Origin of the sequence: Agrobacterium burrii, from assembly GCF_017313405.1 — a bacterium.
GTDB lineage: Bacteria > Pseudomonadota > Alphaproteobacteria > Rhizobiales > Rhizobiaceae > Agrobacterium > Agrobacterium burrii.
In genome coordinates, this window is the sequence record NZ_JAFLNA010000002.1 from 247,280 (window position 1) to 266,604 (window position 19,325).

Genomic DNA, 19,325 nt, shown 5'->3' on the forward strand with positions numbered 1-19,325 from the left:
TTCTGCCGTCCGGCTGGCGGCGACCGGCGAAAGTTTTAGCCCGGATACAATGAACAGGGCTCACGCAAAAAGAGCCGCCACTACGAAGGATGATATGATGGACGAAACCAGCACCACCGAAACCGTCGCCGCCGCCGAACTGCGTCAGTTCATCGAGCGCGTCGAGCGTCTCGAAGAAGAAAAAGCCGCCATTCAGGGTGATATCAAGGATGTCATGGGCGAGGCGAAGGGTCGTGGCTACGATACCAAGGCGATCCGCACCATCATCCGCCTTCGCAAGAAGGACGCCAACGAGCGTATCGAGGAAGAAACCATCCTGCAGACCTATATGGCGGCGCTTGGTATGGAATGATCGGTTACCGATCGCTCAATAAAAAATCGCCGCTTTTGCGGCGATTTTTGTTTGGTCCCGCAGATTTACCCGCGTGTGCCAGCCAGCTTCTCCGAAAGATCGATAGCCTGTTTGCGGGCATCCTTGTCTGCCGGATAGACCGCCAGATAGCGTTCCCATGCCTTTAGCGCGAGTTCCTCGCGACCGGAGGCTTCGAGGATATTGGCGAGGCTTGCCAGCGCTGGAAAATAGCGCGGCTCCTTTTCCAGCGTCAGGTTGATATCCGCCATCGCCTTGCGGGTGTCGCCATCGGCAAAATGCACCATGGCGCGGCGATAGGGTGCCTGCACATAGTCCGGATCGAGCAGAATGATCTGGTCGAGAAAATCATAAGCGGCGGCGTTGCGCTTTTCGTCGGAGGCTTCGCCTGCCCATTGCATCAGGAGATTGATTGTCGCGCTGCCGGAATCGTTCCATTCGGACGCAATCTGGTTGGCGATGCTGCGCGCCTTGACCGCATTTCGCTCTTTTTTTAGAGACGCAAAAAGCGTATCGATGGTTCCGGCCGGTGAAGGCGCAGCTTCCGCCACCGCAGGGGTTTGCCCATCCGCGGCATGAGCAACGGAAGCCATTCCTGATAACAGGAGACCCTGAGCGACTATGATGGACATGCAAAAACGATTTGGGCGCATGGGCTAAAGATTAACCCGCCTGCGCCCAATATCAAATGCAAAGTTTTGCTCTGTCAACAAAGTGATCCGCGACATTGATCGCGAACCGCAGTCGCAGTCAATCAGCCCTGACGAGCCTTGAAGCGCGGGTTCTGCTTGTTGATGATGTAGACGCGGCCCTTGCGGCGAACCAGGCGGTTATCGCGATGACGGGCCTTAAGCGCTTTAAGCGAATTCTTGATTTTCATTTTACTGGTCCGCAGTTTTGCACGGCATTTACCGTGCTTATTCAAACAATCAAAAGCGCGCAACGGGGCGCGCTCTTTTCGGTTGGCAGGCAGATACCCGTTTGAGCCCTGCCTGTCAACACTTGCCGGTGTCTTTGCCCTAAAAGACTGAGGCTTTTCCCGTGTGTAAAAGCTCGGTCACATGGCCCATCTTGCGGCCGGGCCGTGCTTCCGTCTTGCCGTAGAGGTGCACGAGACAGTCTTTTTTCGACAGCCATGCCGGAACATCATCGATGTCGTCACCGATGAGATTGGTCATGACGCAATCCGAATGGCGCTCCGTGTTGCCGGGAGCAAGGCCGGACACGGCGCGTATATGCTGTTCGAATTGCGAGATCACGCAGGCGGCTTCCGTCCAGTGCCCGGTATTGTGCACGCGTGGCGCCATTTCATTGGCGACCAGTGAGCCATCGGGCAGCACGAAGAACTCGATGCCGATGACGCCGACATAATCGAGCGCCGCGAGAAGCTTCTCGGCCGATTGCACCGCAACTGTCGCAGCCGCTTCGGCGAGCGCTGCCGGCACGGTCGACGTATGCAGAATGCCGTTCAAATGAATATTTTCAGCCGGATCGTAGCAGACGACGGTGCCGTCCCTGAAGCGGGCGGCGATGATCGATATTTCCCGCTCGAAGGCGACGAAACTTTCGAGGATCAGGGGTACACCGCCGAGCGCCTCGAAAGCACCCGTGGTGCTGTCCTCGTCGCCGCGGAAAAGGCGCTGGCCTTTGCCGTCATAGCCCATGCGGCGGGTTTTCAGCACGCCCTTGCCGCCGAAAGCTGCCAAGGCGGCCTCCAGCTCTTCCTGGCCATCCACGGCGCGAAAATCGGCCGTCGGAATGCCGCAACCATTGAGGAAGCGTTTTTCGGTCAGCCGGTCCTGCGAGGCGTTGAGCGCCTGCGGTGGCGGATAGACGGGAACGGAGGCGGCGAGCGTTTCGGCTGCCGCGACAGGTACATTCTCGAATTCATAAGTTACGACATCGCAGCGACGGGCGAGTTCCGCAAGGGCGCGTTCATCGTCATAATCTGCAACGATCTGATCGTTGCAGACCTGCGCGGCCGGACAATCAGCCTGCGGCTCCAGCACGATGGTACGGTGGTTGAGGCGCGCCGCCGCCATCGCCAGCATGCGGCCAAGCTGCCCGCCACCGATGATGCCGATGGTCAGATCATTCATCTTCGCCATCACTGGGCGCTGTCCATGGGATATTCGGCGACGGCTGCCGACTGGCGCGCGCGCCATGCATCCAGCCGGTCGGCCAGATCGTCGTCACCAAGCGCCAGAACCGCAGCCGCCAGAAGTGCGGCATTGATGGCGCCGGCCTTGCCGATGGCGAGTGTGCCGACGGGAATGCCGGCCGGCATCTGCACGATGGAGTAGAGGCTGTCCTGTCCGGACATGGTCTTGGACTGGACCGGAACGCCGAAGACGGGCAGAGGTGTCATCGCGGCCGTCATGCCCGGTAGATGGGCGGCACCGCCGGCACCTGCGATGATGACCTTGAAACCTTCGTCTTTGGCGCCATTGGCGAAATCATAAAGCCTGTCCGGCGTGCGGTGGGCGGAAATGATGCGCGCTTCATATTCCACATCCAGCGCATCCAGCGTATCGGCGGCGTTCTTCATGGTCTCCCAGTCCGACTGGCTGCCCATGATGATGGCGACGGGGGGTGTTTCTGCTGTCACGTAATGTCTCCGGCTCAGGCGATGATATCGGGAATGACCTGATCTTCGATCTGGGTCATCTTGTCCTTGACGGCCAGCTTCTTCTTTTTCATGCGCTGTATCCGCAGCGCATCGCAGCTGGTCTGGATCATCGCGTTGATCGCCGCGTCGTAGTCCTCATGCTCCTGGCGCAGCCGCGCCAGCGTGAGCCTGATGTCCGCCTGGTCCTGATCGGGCATCTTGTCATCCCCATTTTATGCCAGCCGGATAGCCTCCGGCGCGTATGTCATCGTTCACGAGCCTCTATCATCAAATCGCGGTAACGGGAAGTTATCCCTTGCGACCAAATTGCCCACTTATTGCCTTCATTTCGCCTTCGACAATACAGTTAATCCATGTCACATTGTCGTCGCAAACCTGAAACTCCAGCGATGGAGAGCTGGAGGTAGGTTTAAAAAAGGAAGGACGTGCCGCATGACCATTCAGGCTCATATTGCATCGCTCGAAAAGAAACACGGCGCTCTGGAGGAGCAGCTCGAAAGTATTCTTTCTTCCCCGTCTTCGGACGATACGGAGATTGCCGACCTCAAACGTCGAAAACTGCGCCTGAAGGATGAATTGCAGAGGCTCAGAGCCTCCACCAGGCATTAAATTGAATAATGCCGAACCGCAGCCGTCGATGAAATGAAGGACTGACGGTTTGATCTCTTTCGGCCCCGGCAGCACCTGTGGTGCAGCCGGGGCTTTTTATTGGCTGCCGAAGACTAAAGCGGCAGCCCGTCCCATAGCAGCTTTGATGCGGCGACAAGCGCCATGGCATACATGAGCGGATAAAACACGGACGGCTTCATATATTTCACCACTTTGGCGCCGGCGAGTGTCGCCAGCATCGCCACAGGTAGCAGGCTCGCCGATGTCTTGAGGTTGGTGGCGTCCAGCGCCCCCAGCGCGAAATAGGGGATGAGCTTGATCGCATTCATGATGGCGAAGAAACGCACGCTCATGCCGGTATAGGTTTTGGGGTCGAGCTTCAGCGGCAGGACGTAAATCTGGAAGGGCGGGCCGCCCGCATGGGCCACGAAACTCGCATAACCCGACAGGCTGGACCAGAGCGTTGCCGCCGCCGGTCGTTGCGGTTTGGCCGGGATTGCCTGTCCCCTTCGGCTTTTGAAGCTCTCGTAAAAATAACGCAAGACGAAGAGGATGGTCACCGAGGCGACGACAAGGCGCATGGCGTCCGCTGATATGAAGCTCGAGGTGGCCCAACCGAGAGTGATGCCGGCGATTGCGCCCGGCAGCATGATGAGGAGCGTTTGACGATGATTATGGTGCCGCCACGCCCAAAGAGCCACGAGATCCATGACGATCAGGATCGGCAGGAAGATCGCCGCCGCCTGTACGGGCGGGATCGCAAGCGCCATCAGCGGCACACCCATCAGTGCCAGCGCACCGCCCAATCCGCCCTTGGAAAGGCCGACAAGCACGACTGCGGGAATGGCGACGAGAAAAAAATGAAAATCGGTCAGCATGGATGGATGGTTGATCCTTTCGCCGGTCCGGTTTATCGGATTTATCATATCAAAACGAGTGCAGATCGCTCCAGAAGTGTCTTCTGCCTGAAATGGACGAACCGATGACCATAGTTGAAGACCGTTGCCGCCTTGTTCTGATCCTTCCGCAATCGGACGATGCGCGAAAGCAGGCGACAGAAGTGGAAGGCGCGCTAAAGGGCGGCGATGTGGCTTCCGTCATCATTCCGCAATACGGTCTGGATGACGCGTCTTTCCAGAAATGGGCCGAACTGATCGTGCCGATCGTTCAGGCGGCCGGTGCGGCCGCCCTTGTCGCCGGCGACAGCCGCGTCGCCAGCCGGGTGAAGGCGGATGGCCTGCATGTTGCTGGTAATGCCGAGGCGCTTGCAGAGGCTGTGGAAAACTTTACGCCGAAACTGATCGTCGGCGGCGGCAATGCCGATGACCGCCACAAGGCGCTGGAGATGGGTGAGTCCAATCCGGACTACGTCTTCTTTGGCAAACTCGAAGGCGACATCAAGCCGGAGGCGCATCCCAAAAATCTGGCGCTCGGCGAGTGGTGGGCGTCGATGATCGAAATCCCGGCCATCGTCATGGGCGGCATGGATCCGTCTTCGGTGGTCGCCGTTTCCGAAACCGGCGTGGAATTTGTGGCGATGCGTGGCGGCGTTTTCGACAATCCCGCCGGCGCCGCTCAGGCCGTTTCTGAAATCAACGCTTTGCTTGACGAAAAAGCGCCACGGTTTGGCGGTTGATACAGGCGATGTTCATGCGCTCGGTTCCTTTCTGCCTTTCCGTTTCGCTGCTGGCGCTTGCTTTCGGCGCGCCGGCAGGCGTCGCCTTTGCCCAGTCCGGACCGCAGAGCGAAAGCAATGCGCTCTCCCGCCAGCTGGAAGATGAGGCCCAGCCTTCCCGTCAGGGCAGGGTGCAATCCGAGGAACAGAAGGATTTGCAGCCGTCGCAGGGCGTCAATGTCTATCAGCGCATGGGCGCGGACCTGCCGGCCCTGCCGCCGGAGAAGGAATTCAAGGGCAGGGTGGATGAGGCCTACGGGCATTTCCAGCGCGGCGAATATGTGCAGGCGCTCGACAAGGCGCTGAACCGGGCGCAGAATGGCGATGCGTCGGCCCAGACGCTGGTGGCCGAAATGATGTCGCGCGGCCTTGGCATCGCCCGCGATGAAAAGACCTCGGCCTTCTGGTATCAGCAGGCGGCGCAGGGTGGCGATCCCGTCGCCATGTTCAAATTCGCCCTGATCCTGATGGAAGGCAAATTCGTCACCCGCGACAAGGCGAAGGCCGACGATTTCATGCGGCGCGCAGCGGAAGCCGGCAATGCGTCCGCCCAGTTCAACTGGGGACAGATAATGGTTTCGGAAAATCCCGGTGCCAAGGGTCTGCTGATGGCGATGCCATTCTACGAAAAATCCGCTGAGCAGGGCATTGCCGACGCGCAATATGCGGTGTCGCAGATCTACTGGTCGGTCAAGGATGTGCCGGCCGAGAAGAAGGCCAAGGCGCGGGACTGGCTGATGCGCGCCGCAAAGGCGGGCTATGATACCGCGCAGGTCGATCTGGGCATCTGGCTGGTGAATGGCTTTGGCGGTGAACGTAATCTGGATGAAGGCTTCCGCTGGCTTTATGGCGCGGCGCAGCGCGGCAATGTCATTGCGCAGAACAAGGTCGCACATCTTTACATTCAGGCGCTCGGCACCCGGCCAGATCCGGTGGAAGCGGCCAAATGGTATGTGCTTTCCCGCCGCGCCGGGTTGAAGGATCCAAGGTTGGAGGATTTCTATCTCGGCATTACCGACGAGCAGCAGAAAAAGGCGATTGATGCTGCAAATCGTTTCCGTCCGACGTGATGCAGACCCGGTCTTGCAGAGCTGGCTGGCACTGCCGGGCTTTTTGCCTTGAATTTCCGCGCGTTTTGTGGTCTTGAACCGCAAACTTTCAATTCAAGAAAATAATGACGTGCCTGCCCGATGCGCTTTCGGGCGGTTCGCAAGCTTTCCAGGAAACAAATTCGATGGCCCGTTCAGCCCTTCTCAATGTCATGGTTCAGGCCGCCATCAAGGCGGGTAAGTCTTTGTCGCGTGACTTCGGTGAAGTGCAGAATCTTCAGGTTTCGGTCAAAGGACCGAGCGATTTCGTCTCGCAGGCGGATCTGAAAGCCGAAAAGATCGTGCGCGACGAGCTGATGAAAGCCCGCCCGACCTACGATTTTCTGGGCGAAGAAGGCGGCGAGGAAAAGGGCACGGATGGCGCGCATCGCTGGATCGTCGATCCGCTTGATGGCACCACCAACTTCCTGCACGGCATTCCCCATTTCGCCGTTTCCATAGCGCTGGAGCGCAACGGTGAAGTCGTCGCTGGCGTAATCTTCAACCCGGCCACCGACGAGCTCTACACAGCCGAGCGTGGCGGCGGCGCGTTCCTCAATGATCGCCGCATTCGTGTTGCTGCGCGCAAAGCACTGACTGACTGCGTCATCGGCTGCGGCGTTCCGCATCTTGGCCGCGGCAATCACGGCAAGTTCCTGGTCGAGCTTCGCCACGTCATGGGCGAGGCTGCTGGCATCCGCCGCATGGGCGCTGCAGCGCTTGACCTTGCCTATGTTGCCGCAGGTCGCCTCGACGGTTTCTGGGAAGCGGAACTTTCTCCGTGGGACGTGGCGGCCGGTCTGGTGCTGATTCGCGAAGCTGGCGGCTTCACGTCCGACGTCAAGGGTGGTGCGGACATCTTTGGCACCGGCAGTGTCGCTGCCGGAAACGAATATATCCACAAGGCGCTCGTGGAAGTCGCCAATCGCCCGATCCCGGGCCGCTGATCGATTTCGGCAGAAAACCTGCCATTTAATGCAAGTTTCAGGCGCCCGGCAAACCCTTGCCGGGCGTTTTTGTTTTTCTGCGCATGGTTCCCTCCCGGTTTTGTAAAATGCCTGTGGCGAAAGACCGGCTTTTCGCTTCAAATCGTCGCAATTTTCAAATAGCTTCCGCTAGATACATGACCGAAGGGAATGCGAACGTTATGGCGGATTCGGAGTTACTTGATCTCGGCGTCGAGAAACCGGTGACCACGCGGCAATTCAGCTACAAGCTGTCCAGCCCCACACCGTTTCTGTGGACGATGGTTCTGTTCCTGATCCTCGTCGGTTTTCTGGCGGCCATTCTTTACCGGCAGGCGCATACCGCCTTCATGACCAATCCGGGTCTCAACGGTTTCATTCTCGGCGTTTTGGCCATCGGCATCATTCTGGTGTTCACCCAGACCATGAGCCTGCGTTCAGAAGTGCGCTGGTTTAATGCCTTCCGCGCCGCCGGCAGCGTTGAAAAGGCTGGCCGTGCGCCAAAACTGCTCGCCCCCATGAGCACGCTGATCGGCAAGGGCGGCGAAGTCCGGCTTTCCGGCGTCACGCAGCGGACCATCCTCGATTCCATAGGGACACGTCTCGACGAGTCACGTGACACATCGCGTTATCTCGTCGGCCTTCTGGTGTTTCTCGGTCTGCTAGGCACCTTCTGGGGCCTGATCGGCACCATCGGCGCCATCAGCAATGTCATCCAGTCGCTCGACCCGAGCGCCGGCGACAGCAACGATATTCTAGGTTCGCTCAAGGCCGGCCTCACTGCGCCGCTGGCGGGCATGGGAACGGCGTTTTCCTCGTCGCTTCTTGGTCTTTCAGGCTCGCTGATCCTCGGCTTTCTCGATCTTCAGGCCGGCCGCGCTCAGAACCGCTTTTACACGCAGCTTGAAAACTGGCTGTCTTCCGTCACGGATACGACGGTCGATGGGCCGAGGGAATTCAAGGCGGAGCCCGGCGCCATGGTCAGCACCGAACGCTCGCTTGCGGCCATGACCAGTCTTGCCGAAGGCATTCAGGGTCTCGTCAAGAATATGCGCAGCGAACAACAGATGCTGCGCGACTGGATCGAGGCGCAACAGGAAGAATCGAAATCACTCCGCCGCACGCTCGAGCGGCTGTCGACGCGGATCGACAGCGAGACAAAACCCTCCGGACGCACCCGGCACGATAACGGGAGCGAGTAGCCATGGCGCTTGCGCGCAATCGCCGCCGCGACAGGGGTGTGGATTATTGGCCGGGTTTCGTCGATGCGCTGTCGACGCTGCTCATGGCCATCATGTTTCTGTTGACGGTCTTCGTGCTGGCGCAATTCGTGCTGTCGCGGGAAATTACCGGCAAGGACGAGGTGCTGACGCGCCTCAACAGCCAGATTGCCGAATTGACCGAACTTCTGGCTATGGAAAAAGGCAACAAGCAGGATATTGAGGACGCGCTCGCAAGCCTGCAATCGACACTTGCGTCATCGGAAAACGAACGGTCTCGCCTGCAGGCGCTTCTCGATGCGGGATCGGGCAACAACGCCAACGCCAACGCCCGGATCGGCAGCCTGACCGGCGAACTGGATGACCAGAAGCAGGCGAATTCGCGGGCGTCCGCGCAAATCGAATTGCTCAACCAGCAGATTGCGGCGCTGCGGGCGCAGATCGCCTCGGTGGAGGCCGCTCTGCAGGCATCGGAAGCCAAGGACACTTCCTCTCAGGTCAAGATCGCCGATCTCGGCCGTCGCCTCAATGTCGCGCTGGCGCAGCGAGTGCAGGAACTGAACCGCTATCGTTCGGATTTCTTCGGTCGGCTACGTGAAATTCTCTCAGACCGCGAAAACATCCGCATCGTTGGTGACCGTTTCGTCTTCCAGTCCGAAGTGCTGTTTCCTTCCGGCGGTAATGACCTCAATCCGGCAGGGCAGGTGGAGATGGAAAAGCTCGCGGCCGCGCTGATCGATCTCGCCAAGGAAATCCCGGCGGAAATCAACTGGGTCCTGCGCGTGGATGGCCATACGGACAATGTTCAGCTTTCCGGTTCCGGCCGTTTCCGCGACAACTGGGAACTATCCTCCGCCCGCGCGACCTCGGTGGTGAAATTCCTGATCTCCAGGGGCGTGCCGGCAAACCGGCTGGTTGCCGCCGGGTTTGGCGAGTTTCAGCCGATTGCCGAGGGCGATACGCCGGAAGCACGCCAGCAGAACCGCCGTATTGAACTCAAGCTGACCGAACGCTGACGTCGCCGCCGCATCATGGTGGTTGCCTTCCGGTGGAAGTGAATTTACGTTCGCGTAAAGGTAATTCCGTCATGTCTGGGAGGGGTTGATGGAGCGATATGATGTGATCGTTGTCGGTGCGGGGCTTGCCGGACTGGTGGCGGCGACCGAAGCGGCCGAACGAGGGCTGACCGTCTGTGTCGTGGATCAGGAGGGCGAGCAGAACCTTGGCGGGCAGGCTTTCTGGTCGCTGGGTGGTCTGTTTTTTGTCGATAGTCCCGAGCAGCGCCGGATGCGGGTGCGCGACAATCTCGATCTTGCAAGGCAGGACTGGTTTGGTTCGGCTGGTTTCGACCGTCCCGAGGACTATTGGCCGCGCCGCTGGGCGGAAGCCTATCTGAATTTCGCCGCTGGTGAGAAGCGCGAATGGTTGCACCGGATGGGCATGCGCTGGTTTCCCGTGGTCGGCTGGGCCGAGCGCGGCGGTGCGTTGGCCGATGGTCACGGCAATTCCGTTCCGCGGTTTCATGTCACTTGGGGAACCGGCCCCGGCGTGCTGGCGCCTTTCATCGAAAAGGCAAACGCCATGGCGGCAAGCGGTCGGCTCACCTTTCGTTTCCGCCACCGCGTCGACCATCTGGATATCACCGATGGTCGGGGGACTGGCGTTTCCGGCGCTGTCCTTGCAACGGATCCGGTATTACGTGGGCAACAGAGCAGCCGGAAAGTTGAGGGTGATTTCACCCTTTCAGCCGCGGCGGTTATCGTCAGTTCCGGTGGCATTGGCGGTAATCAGGAGCTGGTACGGCGCAACTGGCCGGTGGAGCGGCTGGGCAAACCTCCGGCAGATATGGTCTGCGGCGTGCCCGCACATGTAGACGGCCGCATGATCGCCATTACCGAGGCAGCGGGCGGAGCTGTCATCAACCCTGATCGCATGTGGCATTACACGGAAGGCGTGAAGAACCACGATCCGATCTGGCCGGGCCATGGTATCCGCATCCTGCCCGGCCCCTCTTCCTTCTGGTGCGATGCGGATGGAAACCGTCTTGCCGCCCCCGCCATGCCGGGCTTCGATACGCTCGGCACGCTTAAAATGCTGGGCGAGCGTGGCAGCGGTCATAGCTGGTTCATTCTGACCAAGGCGATCATCAAGAAGGAATTCGCGCTTTCCGGCTCCGAGCAAAATCCGGATCTGACGGGCAAGAATGTGCGGCTGCTGCTCAAAAGGCTGGGCAAGGAGCCGCCCGGGCCGGTACGGGCCTTCATGGAACACGGTGAGGATTTCGCTGTCCGCGACACGCTGGAAGAGCTTGTGGGGGCGATGAACGCCATCAGCGGCGACGAGCGGCTGGATATCGATCACATCCGCCGGCAGATTGAAGCGCGTGATAGGGAAATCGTCAATGGTTTCAGCAAGGATGCGCAGATAACTGCGATCCATGGCGCGCGCCGTTATCTCGGCGACAAGCTGATGCGGACAGCAAAACCACACCGCTTGCTCGATCCGGCAATGGGGCCGTTGATCGCGGTGCGCCTGCATGTGCTGACACGCAAGACGCTCGGCGGCCTGCATACCGACCTTGAGGCGCGGGTGCTGGATGCTGCCGGTGAGCCGGTGCCGGGCCTTTATGCCGCTGGCGAAGTGGCCGGCTTTGGCGGCGGCGGCATGCATGGTTATAATGCGCTCGAAGGCACATTTCTTGGCGGCTGCCTGTTTTCAGGCCGCATTGCGGGGCGCAGCGTGCTGGCTTAAACGACTCACGCCTGGGCGCGCAGCTCGTCCGGTCCGGTCTGAAATTGCAGCCGGGCGAGCCTTGCGTAAAGGCCGTTCTGGCGAATGAGGCTCTGGTGCGTGCCTTCTTCGATGATGCGGCCGTCATCCATCACCAGAATGCGGTCTGCCTTCAGAACCGTGGCGAGGCGGTGGGCGATGACGATGGTGGTGCGGGTGTTCATCAGCTCGTCGAGCGCCTTTTGCACCAGCGTTTCGCTTTCCGCATCCAGTGCCGAGGTCGCTTCGTCGAGAAGCAGGATCGGTGCGTCGCGCAGAATGGCGCGGGCAATGGCGATGCGCTGGCGCTGTCCGCCGGACAGCGTTACACCGCGCTCGCCCACCTGCGTATCGTAACCATCGGTGAGACGCTCGATGAAGCTGTCTGCCTGGGCAGCGATTGCGGCAGTGCGGACTTCTTCGCGGGTCGCCTCCGGCCGGCCGAAGGCGATATTATCGTGAATCGAGGAGGCAAAGATCGCCACATCCTGCGGAACGATGGACAGGTGTGCGCGCAGATCGGTGAGGCTGACATCGCGAATATCAGCGCCATCGACCGTGATGCGGCCCTGTTGCGGATCGTAAAACCGCATCAACAGCGAAAAGACCGTGCTCTTGCCCGCGCCTGACGGGCCGACAATGGCGACCGTTTCGCCAGCGCCAACCTTGAAGGAAAGGCCGGAGAGGGTTGGGCGTCCCGCCGCTAGCGGATAGACAAAATCGACATTTTCGAATTCCGCCTCGCCACGCGGCGGCTCGATCATGGCAACAGGTGCCGTGGGTTCGATCACGGGCGAGCGCTCATTTAGCAGCTCGGAAAGCCGTTCGGCAGCGCCACCCGCCTGCGCCAGTTCACCCCAGACTTCCGAAAGCTGACCAAGGCCACTGGCGGCGATGACCGAATAAAGCACGAACTGGCCGAGCGTTCCCGCCGTCATGCCGCCGGAGAGGACACTCTGCGCGCCATACCAGAGAATGCCGACGACGCTGCCGAAGACCAGCGCAATGGCGACGGCGGTGAGAATGGAACGGGCGCCGATTGCAGCGCGTGCACCCTGATAAGCCGCTTCCACGGAGGCGCCGTAACGGGCATTTGCAAGCGCTTCGGCATTGAAGGATTGCACGGTGCGGCTTGCCGCGATCGTTTCGGATGCATAGGCGGCGGAATTGGCGAGCGTATCCTGCGTCGTGCGCGAGCGGGCGCGAACAGACCGTCCGAAAGCGATCAGCGGAAAGACGATGAAGGGAATGGCAAGCAGCGCAAGGCCGGAAAGGCCGGGGCTGGTATAGATCATCATGACGACCGCGCCACAACACATGATGATGTTGCGCAACGCCACGGATGCCGAGGAACCGAAGGCCGAGCGGATCTGCACCGTATCGGCCGTGAGCCGCGAGGTCAGTTCCCCTGATCGGTTGCTATCGAAAAATTGCTGCGACAATGTTGTGAGGTGGGCAAAGACATCATGGCGCAGATCGGCGACGACTCTTTCACCGATGGTCATGACATAATAATAACGCATGGCGCTGGCGAGCGCGAGCAGGACGGCGATCGCCAGAAGCACGGCGAAATAGCTGTTGATCATGCCGCCATCCGGCGTCTGAAAACCGTGATCGATGATGCGGCGAACGGCGAGTGGCAGGGCCAGTGTGGTGGCGGAAGAAAGAACGAGCGCAAAAAGGGCGGCCGCCATCAGGCCGCGATAACGCCTGAGATAGGGAAACAGGCTGAGAAGCGGTTTAAGGCTTCGCTGTTTCGCCGCTTTCTGCTCTTCTATGTCTGCCACGTGCCTGATGCTCCTCGTTCCATGCCATTTTCGGCTTTTTAGGGAGAAGATTTCCGGCGTGCGGTAAAATTTCTGCCCCTGCGGCCATCTCCTTTCACAAGGGTATGGCAGGCTCTTGTTATCTCGGCGACCTTCATGTATAGGCTCCGCATCGAATTGGGAAGCCATAGCCCATCTGGTCTATGGCTTCATTTATTGAAATGGCTCAATTGACGCAATTGCGGCAATGGACCGCACGTCACTTAACCAGGAAGATTGTCATGAAGGCTGATATCCATCCCGCTTACCACACGATCAAGGTGGTCATGACCGATGGCACCGAATACGAAACCCGCTCCACCTGGGGTTCGGAAGGCGCTGTCATGAACCTTGAAATCGACCCCAAGTCCCATCCGGCATGGACGGGCGGCAACCAGCAGCTTATGGACCGCGGCGGCCGTGTTTCCAAGTTCAACAAGCGTTTCGGCGGCCTCGGCCTCTGATCCACTTGCGGACGGATTGTTTAAAAAAGCCCGGTTTTGCCGGGCTTTTTTGTTGTGTTGCTCTGCCTGGATTTGTCTTGCGCGACTGCAACAGTCCTGTTGACAGCTGCCAGAGACTTTGAATTTCGCGGGGAGTCGGCTCGATCAGTCGCAGGCTGCGGCTCTTGCAGCGTCATCGTGGATATACGCCGGAGAGGAGTCATCAGAGCAGCGGTCAATACGGTCGCTCGCGTCCAGAAGTGGCTTTAAGCAAATGTAAGCAATGATGAGTAATGCCCATCCAGACGCCACTGCAATATACATTAAAAACCGCATTTTCTACTCTTTGGGAAGCGTCTTAGTCGCACTGAAACATGAGTGATAAAAACAATTCGGAATTTACGGTCGTTAGTATTGAGGATCATTTGTTGCCTTGAACAAAGGCAATAATCAGGCGTCGCGCTGTTCTATTGTTAGAAACAAAAAAGCAGGCCAATGAGCCTGCTTTTCAAATTGTCCGGATAAGGTCGTCTTTTTTCAGTTGATGGAAAAGGCCGTGCGCAGGAGATTAAGCTGCGCCTGCACGCTATTTTCGTTGTCCGGCACCTTGGTGGCTTCGGACGGACGATAGATTTCCCGGTCGAGAAGGGCGATGCGGTTCTGGAGGCGCAGCGACCGTTCGATGAGGTCGCGGAAAGATTCCGGCAGATCGTTCCAGCCCGGCGCATTGCGGTCGACATTGAAACTGTCGAGACGCACCTTGCTCTTTTCGTTCAGAACCTGATCCCGCGTCATTTCGCCATTGTTGACGGCGCGTTGCAGAAGCAGCCAGGAGGCCATCTGCATCAGGCGAGTGGTGAGGCGCATCGATTCCGCTGCGTAAAGGACCGAGGCCATGCGCGGCAGAACCTTCGAGGCAACGCGGCCGGCGCCATCGAGATAGCTTGCCGTTTCCTCAACCAAAGTCATGCCCTCAGTATAGAGGGTTTTGAACTGGTTGGAAGCAGCAGCGCGCCCCGCAAAGCTTATGGTATTTAAAACCTGTTCCGACATTTCTTTAAATCCCTGCTCACGCACCACACTGTCAGGCAACGAAGACTCGGATGTTTTGTTCCGGCCTTTTAGTGTTTTCAGGATGGTATCTTTACCCGAAATGCGCAAGGCAATTATTAAAGAAGGGTTAATACCCACAGTTTTACCGAATCCGTTGATCGGTAAAAAAAGAGCCGCGAAAGCGGCTCTCAAGGTAAAACAGGGAGAAAAATCAGACCAATTCGCCGTATGGAGAAGATGCCTGAGGTCCAGAAGAACTGGACATGTATAGTAATCTCTCAGAAAGCTTAATTTTTGGTTAATGGTAAACGAAAGACTGCGCCAGAATATTTATTCCCGTTTACCATCAGCGTTGCAGCTTGCTGCTGAAGGGCATTGCCTTCGGCCTTTTCTTGAATTGCTGTCAGGATCGGAAGAGGTTCTCCGCCGCGAGGCGCCCGGCGGATTTTCGGGTTCTCTCCTCCTCCAGCCGGGTGATTTCGGCCTGCAGAAGGTCGATACGGCTGCTCAACTCATCGACTGAAAGAAGGCTGAGATCGCTGCCTATCTCGTGCGCCACGGGTTTTTGTGGGCGGTCATCGTCAAAGAGGCTCATATGCCTGCTCCTTTTTCCACATAGTCGCCATCGTCTTCGGAATATTGCGGCGCGCGCGGGTCAAGCGCAATACTTTCCGGCGTAACGAGCGGTGAAGGTGTGGTTGGCATCATCGTCGAGAAATTGTCCTTCTCGCCGGTTGAAAGGGCGGCGCGCTGACGGCTCCTGATGATGGCATAGGCGGTGATCAGCACGTGGGCCACGGCTGTCACAAAAAACAGGGCATAAGGGCCGGAATAGGTCATGACCGCGCCGCCGAGTGTCGGGCCGATAATGGTGCCGATGCCGTAGAGCAGCAACAGACCACCCGAGACCTTGACGAAATCTTCCGCGGCGGCATAGTCGTTGGCATGCGCCACGGCGATGGGATAAAGCGCGTTGGCGGCGGCGCCGTAAATGGCGACCATGGAAATCAGCACATAGACATCACGCGGCTGCACCACGGCAACGGCAAGGCCTGCGACGGCGCCAAGCCCGGCCAATCCGGCCAGCACGTAACGGCGGTCTATCCGGTCTGAAAGACGGCCTGCCGGAAATTGCGCCAGCGCGCCGAAGAAAATCGTGACGGACACCATGATGGCGATCATGGTCGGGTCAAGACCGGCCCGCGCGCCGAAAACGGCCCCGAGCGTACCATAAGCGCCGTTGGCGATGCCGATCATCAGAATACCGATGAAGGACACCGGTGAGTTGCGGTAGAGCGCCGGTAAATCCAGACTGACCTTCTGCAACGGTTGTGGACTGGCCGCCTTGGAAAGCGTGGCCGGCAGAATGGCAATGCAATAGATGATGCCGCAGATCATGAACAGCGAGGTATTGCTGATGTCGCCCATCGGCACGATCATCTGCCCCGCCACGACGCCGAGCAGCGTGATGGCGATATAGAGCGAAAAGATCATGCCGCGGCTCTCATTGGTGGCGCGCTCGTTCAGCCAGCTCTCGATGATCATCGAGGTGCCGGCCGTGCAGAAGCCGGTAAGTGCGCGCAGGGCAATCCACCAGACATCATCGACAATGAGTCCAGTCATCAGCACCGTCAGGCAGATCAGCGCGACGAAGGAGCCAAAAGCCCGCACATGCCCCGCCCGGCGCACGATGGCGGGCGCCACGAAGCAGCCGATGACGAAGCCGGCGGCCCAGGAGGTGCCGAGAAAGCCCAGGATTTCATTGGAGTAACCTTCGGCCGAACCGCGAACCGGCAGCACGAGGCCCTGAAGGCCGTTGCCGAGAAAAAGAAACAGAGTGCTGGATAAAAGAGCGAATACGGGTAGAAGATTTCTGCTCATGAAAACACTCTCATGCGTTCGGACGGACGGTCGGACAGGCCATAAAACGGGATTACCCGAATGAGTTGCACTCTTCTGGTGAACGGTAAAAATGTCCAGCCTGTGACGATGCAGAAATAAAGAAAAGGCTCAATAAATGACGAAGGCGATCGGGCTTTTTTTGCTGCTGGCCATGGTGGTCCAGATCATCCGGCCTTTGGGGCTGCCGGGCCTTAAGAAAAGAGGCGATTGCTGGAAGATAGCGGTGGCCGCCTTTGTCATCTGGTCGGCGACGCTTCTCTTGCGCCCGTAGAGAAAAAGCCGCCCATCGGGGGCGGCTTTGATTGTTTTACATGCCTGTCGAAGGGCCTTATGCGGCCTTTTCGAGTTCCAGCTTCCAGTTGCCCTTGGCGGCAAGGCTGTTCATGGCGGCGCGGTGCGTGAAGGCGCGCTGGCCGGCAGCGACATTCTCCTGTTTGCCGCCCCATGTCTTGAGTGCGGTGTCCTGGAGCGCGCGGCCATACGAATAGGTCAGCGACCAGGGCAGGTCGTAACCGGAATTCATGGCGGAGAGATGCGCGGTCGCTTCTTCGGAGGACTGGCCGCCGGAAAGGAAGGCGATGCCCGGAACGGCGGAAGGCACGGTGGCCTTCAGAACCTTGACGGTCTTTTCCGCCACTTCCTCGACTGAAGCCTTGCGAGCCTTTTTGCCGTCGATGATCATGTTCGGCTTGAGGATCATGCCTTCAAGGTTGACGCGGGCGTCGAACAGATCCGCAAAGACGGTCTGGAGCACCCATTGCGTGACTTCCGCACAGCGGTCGATGTCGTGCGTGCCTGGTTCGCCATCCATCAGCACTTCAGGCTCCACGATCGGCACGATATCCGCCTGCTGGCAGAGAGCGGCGTAACGGGCGAGCGACTGGGAGTTGGCCTTGATGGAGCCCCAGCTCGGGCGCTGCTCACCGATGGTGATGACGCCACGCCACTTGGCGAAACGCGCGCCAGCCTCGTGATATTTGCGCAGACGCTCATAAAGACCGTCGAGGCCTTCGGTGATGAATTCATGCGGGTGGTAAGCCATCGGCTTTGCACCGATATCCACCTTGATGCCCGGCAGGCTGCCGGCGGCCTTGATGATGTCAACGAAAGGCGTGCCGTCGGCAGCCTTCTGGAACAGGGTTTCTTCGTAAAGGATGACGCCGGAGATGTATTTCTTCATGGCGTCGTCGGAGCGGAACAGCATCTCGCGATAATCGCGACGGGCGGTCTCGGTGGACTCCAGGTTGATGCTGTCGAAACGCTTTTTGATCGTTCCTGTGGATTCGTCGGCTGCGAGCAGGCCCTTGCCGTCGGCGACCATTTTGATTGCGATGTCTTCGAGACGTTCGGTCATTTGCTATTCTCCCAAGGCACAATAAATTCCCGATAACAGAAGTTCCAGGGCAGGGAAATGGCACGCTAACTCATTGAAACGATTGAAATGATTTCAATCGTTTGAAACTTTTCCTCCCACGTGCACTTACCAAAAAACAAGGCCGGACAAGCAGGGCTTGTCCGGCCTTGTGTCAGGCAAGTGAAATGAGTTTACTTGGCGGCGATCAGGATGGCAACGCCCGGCAATTCCTTGCCTTCCATCCACTCAAGGAAGGCGCCGCCCGCCGTCGAGATATAGGTGAAATCGTCGGAAACACCGGCATGGTTGAGTGCCGCGACCGTGTCGCCGCCACCGGCGACGGAGACGAGTTTTCCTGATTTTGTGCATTCGGCGGCGTGTTTTGCCGCCGCCACGGTCGCCGCATCGAAAGGCTCGATTTCGAAGGCGCCGAGAGGGCCGTTCCAGACCAGCGTTTCTGCGCGGGAAATCCAGGCCTTGATGCTTTCAACCGATTTTGGGCCGACATCGAGAACCATGGCGTCAGCCGGAATGGCATTGATATCGACGATTTCGTTTGCAGCACCTGCCTTGAATTCGCGAGCGACGACGCCGTCTTCCGGCAGCACGATCGCGCAGCCTGATGTCGCCGCCTCGATCATGATCTGTTTTGCGGTCTCGGCCAGATCGTGTTCGCACAGCGATTTGCCGACCTGCGCACCGCGGGCGGCGAGGAAGGTGTTGGCCATGCCACCGCCGATAACGAGGGCATCGACCTTCTTGACGAGGTTCATCAGGAGATCGATCTTGCTCGAAACCTTGGCGCCGCCGACGATGGCGACCACCGGACGGACGGGCTGGCCAAGACCCTTTTCCAGCGCTTCGAGTTCGGCCTGCATTGTGCGGCCGGCATAGGCGGGCAGGTGGCGCGCCAAACCCTCGGTGGAGGCGTGGGCGCGGTGGGCGGCGGAGAAGGCGTCGTTCACATAAATATCGCCATTGGCGGCCAGTGCCTCGACGAATGCCGGGTCGTTCTTTTCTTCACCCTTGTGGAAGCGGGTATTTTCCAGAAGCAGGATATCGCCATCATTCATCTTCGCGACCGCGTCCGCTGCAGGCGCGCCAATGCAATCGGTCGCGAAGGAAACGGCGTGATCCAACACTTCCTCGACGGTGGGGACGATCTGCGAAAGTGACATGTCGGCCACCGGTTCGCCCTTCGGCCGGCCGAAATGGGCAAGCAGAATGACTTTCGCGCCCTTGCCGGACAGTTCCAGGATGGTCGGCGCAACCCGCTCGATGCGGGTCGCGTCCGTTACTTTGCCATCCGCAACCGGCACGTTGAGATCAACGCGGACGAGAACGCGCTTTCCGGCAATGTCGTTAAGGTCGTCGATGGTCTTGAAGGCGGGCATGGGGCGATCCTGATTTGGTTGCGAGTTCGGGACGGACCATACTATGCCT

Annotated in this window: 22 protein-coding genes; 10 read left to right on the plus strand and 12 right to left on the minus strand. The window is 58.9% G+C overall.

Annotation, left to right across the window (positions count from 1 at the left end):
• Positions 1 to 94 precede the first annotated feature (94 nt).
• Positions 95 to 352: a DUF2312 domain-containing protein gene (locus JZX89_RS04635; RefSeq protein WP_006314683.1), complete on the plus strand. Its 258-nt coding sequence runs from the start codon at positions 95 to 97 to the stop codon at positions 350 to 352.
• A gap of 65 nt (positions 353 to 417) precedes the next feature.
• Here JZX89_RS04635 and JZX89_RS04640 read toward each other — a convergent pair whose 3' ends face one another.
• The 5 genes from JZX89_RS04640 to JZX89_RS04660 all read right to left on the minus strand — a co-directional run bounded on the left by JZX89_RS04640 (position 418) and on the right by JZX89_RS04660 (position 3,196).
• Positions 418 to 1,023: a tetratricopeptide repeat protein gene (locus JZX89_RS04640; protein ID WP_153514410.1), complete on the minus strand. Its 606-nt coding sequence runs from the start codon at positions 1,021 to 1,023 to the stop codon at positions 418 to 420.
• Between the two features lie 101 nt (positions 1,024 to 1,124).
• Positions 1,125 to 1,250 carry a type B 50S ribosomal protein L36 gene (gene ykgO / locus JZX89_RS04645; RefSeq protein WP_003497670.1) on the minus strand — a complete coding sequence of 42 codons (126 nt, stop codon included), beginning with the start codon at positions 1,248 to 1,250 and terminating at the stop codon, positions 1,125 to 1,127.
• A gap of 139 nt (positions 1,251 to 1,389) precedes the next feature.
• Positions 1,390 to 2,478: a 5-(carboxyamino)imidazole ribonucleotide synthase gene (locus tag JZX89_RS04650; RefSeq protein WP_207133245.1), complete on the minus strand. Its 1,089-nt coding sequence runs from the start codon at positions 2,476 to 2,478 to the stop codon at positions 1,390 to 1,392.
• A complete protein-coding gene (purE, locus tag JZX89_RS04655) occupies positions 2,478 to 2,978 on the minus strand; it encodes a 5-(carboxyamino)imidazole ribonucleotide mutase (protein WP_077767952.1) in 501 nt (166 codons plus the stop codon). The genes JZX89_RS04650 and purE overlap by 1 nt, the downstream gene beginning before the upstream one ends.
• Before the next feature lie 14 nt (positions 2,979 to 2,992).
• The gene (locus tag JZX89_RS04660) at positions 2,993 to 3,196 is read right to left on the minus strand and encodes a YdcH family protein (RefSeq protein WP_006314698.1); all 204 of its coding nucleotides are present in this window, start codon (positions 3,194 to 3,196) and stop codon (positions 2,993 to 2,995) included.
• A 235-nt stretch (positions 3,197 to 3,431) separates the two neighbouring features.
• Here JZX89_RS04660 and JZX89_RS04665 point away from each other — a divergent pair, with 235 nt between their 5' ends.
• The gene (locus JZX89_RS04665) at positions 3,432 to 3,608 is read left to right on the plus strand and encodes a YdcH family protein (protein WP_149899525.1); all 177 of its coding nucleotides are present in this window, start codon (positions 3,432 to 3,434) and stop codon (positions 3,606 to 3,608) included.
• Between the two features lie 113 nt (positions 3,609 to 3,721).
• Here the strand turns inward: JZX89_RS04665 and JZX89_RS04670 are convergent, their stop codons facing one another.
• Positions 3,722 to 4,486, minus strand: a complete 765-nt coding sequence (locus JZX89_RS04670) for a sulfite exporter TauE/SafE family protein (RefSeq protein WP_207133246.1) — start codon at positions 4,484 to 4,486, stop codon at positions 3,722 to 3,724.
• Positions 4,487 to 4,590: 104 nt separating this feature from the next.
• Here JZX89_RS04670 and JZX89_RS04675 point away from each other — a divergent pair, with 104 nt between their 5' ends.
• The 6 genes from JZX89_RS04675 (at position 4,591) to JZX89_RS04700 (ending at position 11,307) form a co-directional block, all read left to right on the plus strand.
• Positions 4,591 to 5,244, plus strand: a complete 654-nt coding sequence (locus JZX89_RS04675) for a thiamine phosphate synthase (RefSeq protein ID WP_207133247.1) — start codon at positions 4,591 to 4,593, stop codon at positions 5,242 to 5,244.
• 8 nt (positions 5,245 to 5,252) lie between these two features.
• Positions 5,253 to 6,353, plus strand: coding sequence for a tetratricopeptide repeat protein (locus JZX89_RS04680; RefSeq protein ID WP_207133248.1), 1,101 nt, complete (start codon positions 5,253 to 5,255; stop codon positions 6,351 to 6,353).
• 164 nt (positions 6,354 to 6,517) lie between these two features.
• Entirely contained in the window at positions 6,518 to 7,318 is an 801-nt protein-coding gene (locus JZX89_RS04685; RefSeq protein ID WP_149899521.1) for an inositol monophosphatase family protein, read from the plus strand.
• A gap of 200 nt (positions 7,319 to 7,518) precedes the next feature.
• A complete protein-coding gene (locus JZX89_RS04690; protein ID WP_207133249.1) occupies positions 7,519 to 8,538 on the plus strand; it encodes a flagellar motor protein MotA in 1,020 nt (339 codons plus the stop codon).
• A 2-nt stretch (positions 8,539 to 8,540) separates the two neighbouring features.
• Positions 8,541 to 9,572, plus strand: a complete 1,032-nt coding sequence (locus JZX89_RS04695) for a peptidoglycan -binding protein (protein ID WP_207133250.1) — start codon at positions 8,541 to 8,543, stop codon at positions 9,570 to 9,572.
• An 88-nt stretch (positions 9,573 to 9,660) separates the two neighbouring features.
• Entirely contained in the window at positions 9,661 to 11,307 is a 1,647-nt protein-coding gene (locus JZX89_RS04700; RefSeq protein ID WP_207133251.1) for an FAD-binding dehydrogenase, read from the plus strand.
• Between the two features lie 5 nt (positions 11,308 to 11,312).
• Here the strand turns inward: JZX89_RS04700 and JZX89_RS04705 are convergent, their stop codons facing one another.
• A complete protein-coding gene (locus JZX89_RS04705) occupies positions 11,313 to 13,112 on the minus strand; it encodes an ABC transporter transmembrane domain-containing protein (protein WP_174373866.1) in 1,800 nt (599 codons plus the stop codon).
• A 260-nt stretch (positions 13,113 to 13,372) separates the two neighbouring features.
• Between JZX89_RS04705 and rpmE the strand changes: the two genes are divergently transcribed.
• Positions 13,373 to 13,594, plus strand: coding sequence for a 50S ribosomal protein L31 (rpmE, locus tag JZX89_RS04710; protein WP_003506183.1), 222 nt, complete (start codon positions 13,373 to 13,375; stop codon positions 13,592 to 13,594).
• Between the two features lie 516 nt (positions 13,595 to 14,110).
• On the opposite strand, the gene rcdA is transcribed toward rpmE, so the two are convergent.
• The 3 genes from rcdA to JZX89_RS04725 all read right to left on the minus strand — a co-directional run bounded on the left by rcdA (position 14,111) and on the right by JZX89_RS04725 (position 16,507).
• Positions 14,111 to 14,626, minus strand: coding sequence for a protease adaptor protein RcdA (rcdA, locus tag JZX89_RS04715; protein WP_149899516.1), 516 nt, complete (start codon positions 14,624 to 14,626; stop codon positions 14,111 to 14,113).
• Between the two features lie 403 nt (positions 14,627 to 15,029).
• Positions 15,030 to 15,221 (minus strand): DUF1192 domain-containing protein, encoded by a 192-nt coding sequence (locus JZX89_RS04720; RefSeq protein ID WP_142841551.1) that lies wholly within the window; start codon positions 15,219 to 15,221, stop codon positions 15,030 to 15,032.
• On the minus strand, positions 15,218 to 16,507 hold the full coding sequence (locus JZX89_RS04725; RefSeq protein WP_153514417.1) for an MFS transporter: 1,290 nt from the start codon (positions 16,505 to 16,507) through the stop codon (positions 15,218 to 15,220). Before JZX89_RS04725 ends, JZX89_RS04720 begins: the two co-directional genes overlap by 4 nt.
• A 136-nt stretch (positions 16,508 to 16,643) precedes the next feature.
• On the opposite strand from JZX89_RS04725, the gene JZX89_RS04730 reads away from it, so the two are divergent.
• Positions 16,644 to 16,799: a hypothetical protein gene (locus tag JZX89_RS04730; protein ID WP_003497629.1), complete on the plus strand. Its 156-nt coding sequence runs from the start codon at positions 16,644 to 16,646 to the stop codon at positions 16,797 to 16,799.
• A gap of 57 nt (positions 16,800 to 16,856) precedes the next feature.
• Here JZX89_RS04730 and JZX89_RS04735 read toward each other — a convergent pair whose 3' ends face one another.
• Both JZX89_RS04735 and JZX89_RS04740 read right to left on the minus strand, forming a co-directional pair.
• On the minus strand, positions 16,857 to 17,882 hold the full coding sequence (locus JZX89_RS04735) for a class I fructose-bisphosphate aldolase (protein WP_142841549.1): 1,026 nt from the start codon (positions 17,880 to 17,882) through the stop codon (positions 16,857 to 16,859).
• Positions 17,883 to 18,073: 191 nt separating this feature from the next.
• Positions 18,074 to 19,276 carry a phosphoglycerate kinase gene (locus tag JZX89_RS04740; protein ID WP_207133252.1) on the minus strand — a complete coding sequence of 401 codons (1,203 nt, stop codon included), beginning with the start codon at positions 19,274 to 19,276 and terminating at the stop codon, positions 18,074 to 18,076.
• Positions 19,277 to 19,325: the final 49 nt, after the last annotated feature.

Excerpts from the sequence above, each read along its gene's own strand:
- JZX89_RS04740 (WP_207133252.1), bottom strand. The coding sequence starts at position 19,276 with ATGCCCGCCTTCAAGACCATCGACGACCTTAACGACATTGCCGGAAAG.
- JZX89_RS04725 (WP_153514417.1), bottom strand. The coding sequence starts at position 16,507 with ATGAGCAGAAATCTTCTACCCGTATTCGCTCTTTTATCCAGCACTCTG.
- JZX89_RS04660 (WP_006314698.1), bottom strand. The coding sequence starts at position 3,196 with ATGCCCGATCAGGACCAGGCGGACATCAGGCTCACGCTGGCGCGGCTG.
- JZX89_RS04675 (WP_207133247.1), top strand. The coding sequence starts at position 4,591 with ATGACCATAGTTGAAGACCGTTGCCGCCTTGTTCTGATCCTTCCGCAA.
- ykgO (WP_003497670.1), bottom strand. The coding sequence starts at position 1,250 with ATGAAAATCAAGAATTCGCTTAAAGCGCTTAAGGCCCGTCATCGCGAT.
- JZX89_RS04680 (WP_207133248.1), top strand. The coding sequence starts at position 5,253 with ATGTTCATGCGCTCGGTTCCTTTCTGCCTTTCCGTTTCGCTGCTGGCG.
- JZX89_RS04730 (WP_003497629.1), top strand. The coding sequence starts at position 16,644 with ATGACGAAGGCGATCGGGCTTTTTTTGCTGCTGGCCATGGTGGTCCAG.
- JZX89_RS04640 (WP_153514410.1), bottom strand. The coding sequence starts at position 1,023 with ATGCGCCCAAATCGTTTTTGCATGTCCATCATAGTCGCTCAGGGTCTC.
- rpmE (WP_003506183.1), top strand. The coding sequence starts at position 13,373 with ATGAAGGCTGATATCCATCCCGCTTACCACACGATCAAGGTGGTCATG.
- JZX89_RS04735 (WP_142841549.1), bottom strand. The coding sequence starts at position 17,882 with ATGACCGAACGTCTCGAAGACATCGCAATCAAAATGGTCGCCGACGGC.
- JZX89_RS04670 (WP_207133246.1), bottom strand. The coding sequence starts at position 4,486 with ATGCTGACCGATTTTCATTTTTTTCTCGTCGCCATTCCCGCAGTCGTG.
- JZX89_RS04650 (WP_207133245.1), bottom strand. The coding sequence starts at position 2,478 with ATGGCGAAGATGAATGATCTGACCATCGGCATCATCGGTGGCGGGCAG.
- rcdA (WP_149899516.1), bottom strand. The coding sequence starts at position 14,626 with ATGTCGGAACAGGTTTTAAATACCATAAGCTTTGCGGGGCGCGCTGCT.
- JZX89_RS04635 (WP_006314683.1), top strand. The coding sequence starts at position 95 with ATGATGGACGAAACCAGCACCACCGAAACCGTCGCCGCCGCCGAACTG.
- JZX89_RS04665 (WP_149899525.1), top strand. The coding sequence starts at position 3,432 with ATGACCATTCAGGCTCATATTGCATCGCTCGAAAAGAAACACGGCGCT.
- JZX89_RS04720 (WP_142841551.1), bottom strand. The coding sequence starts at position 15,221 with ATGAGCCTCTTTGACGATGACCGCCCACAAAAACCCGTGGCGCACGAG.
- JZX89_RS04690 (WP_207133249.1), top strand. The coding sequence starts at position 7,519 with ATGGCGGATTCGGAGTTACTTGATCTCGGCGTCGAGAAACCGGTGACC.
- JZX89_RS04685 (WP_149899521.1), top strand. The coding sequence starts at position 6,518 with ATGGCCCGTTCAGCCCTTCTCAATGTCATGGTTCAGGCCGCCATCAAG.
- JZX89_RS04700 (WP_207133251.1), top strand. The coding sequence starts at position 9,661 with ATGGAGCGATATGATGTGATCGTTGTCGGTGCGGGGCTTGCCGGACTG.
- JZX89_RS04695 (WP_207133250.1), top strand. The coding sequence starts at position 8,541 with ATGGCGCTTGCGCGCAATCGCCGCCGCGACAGGGGTGTGGATTATTGG.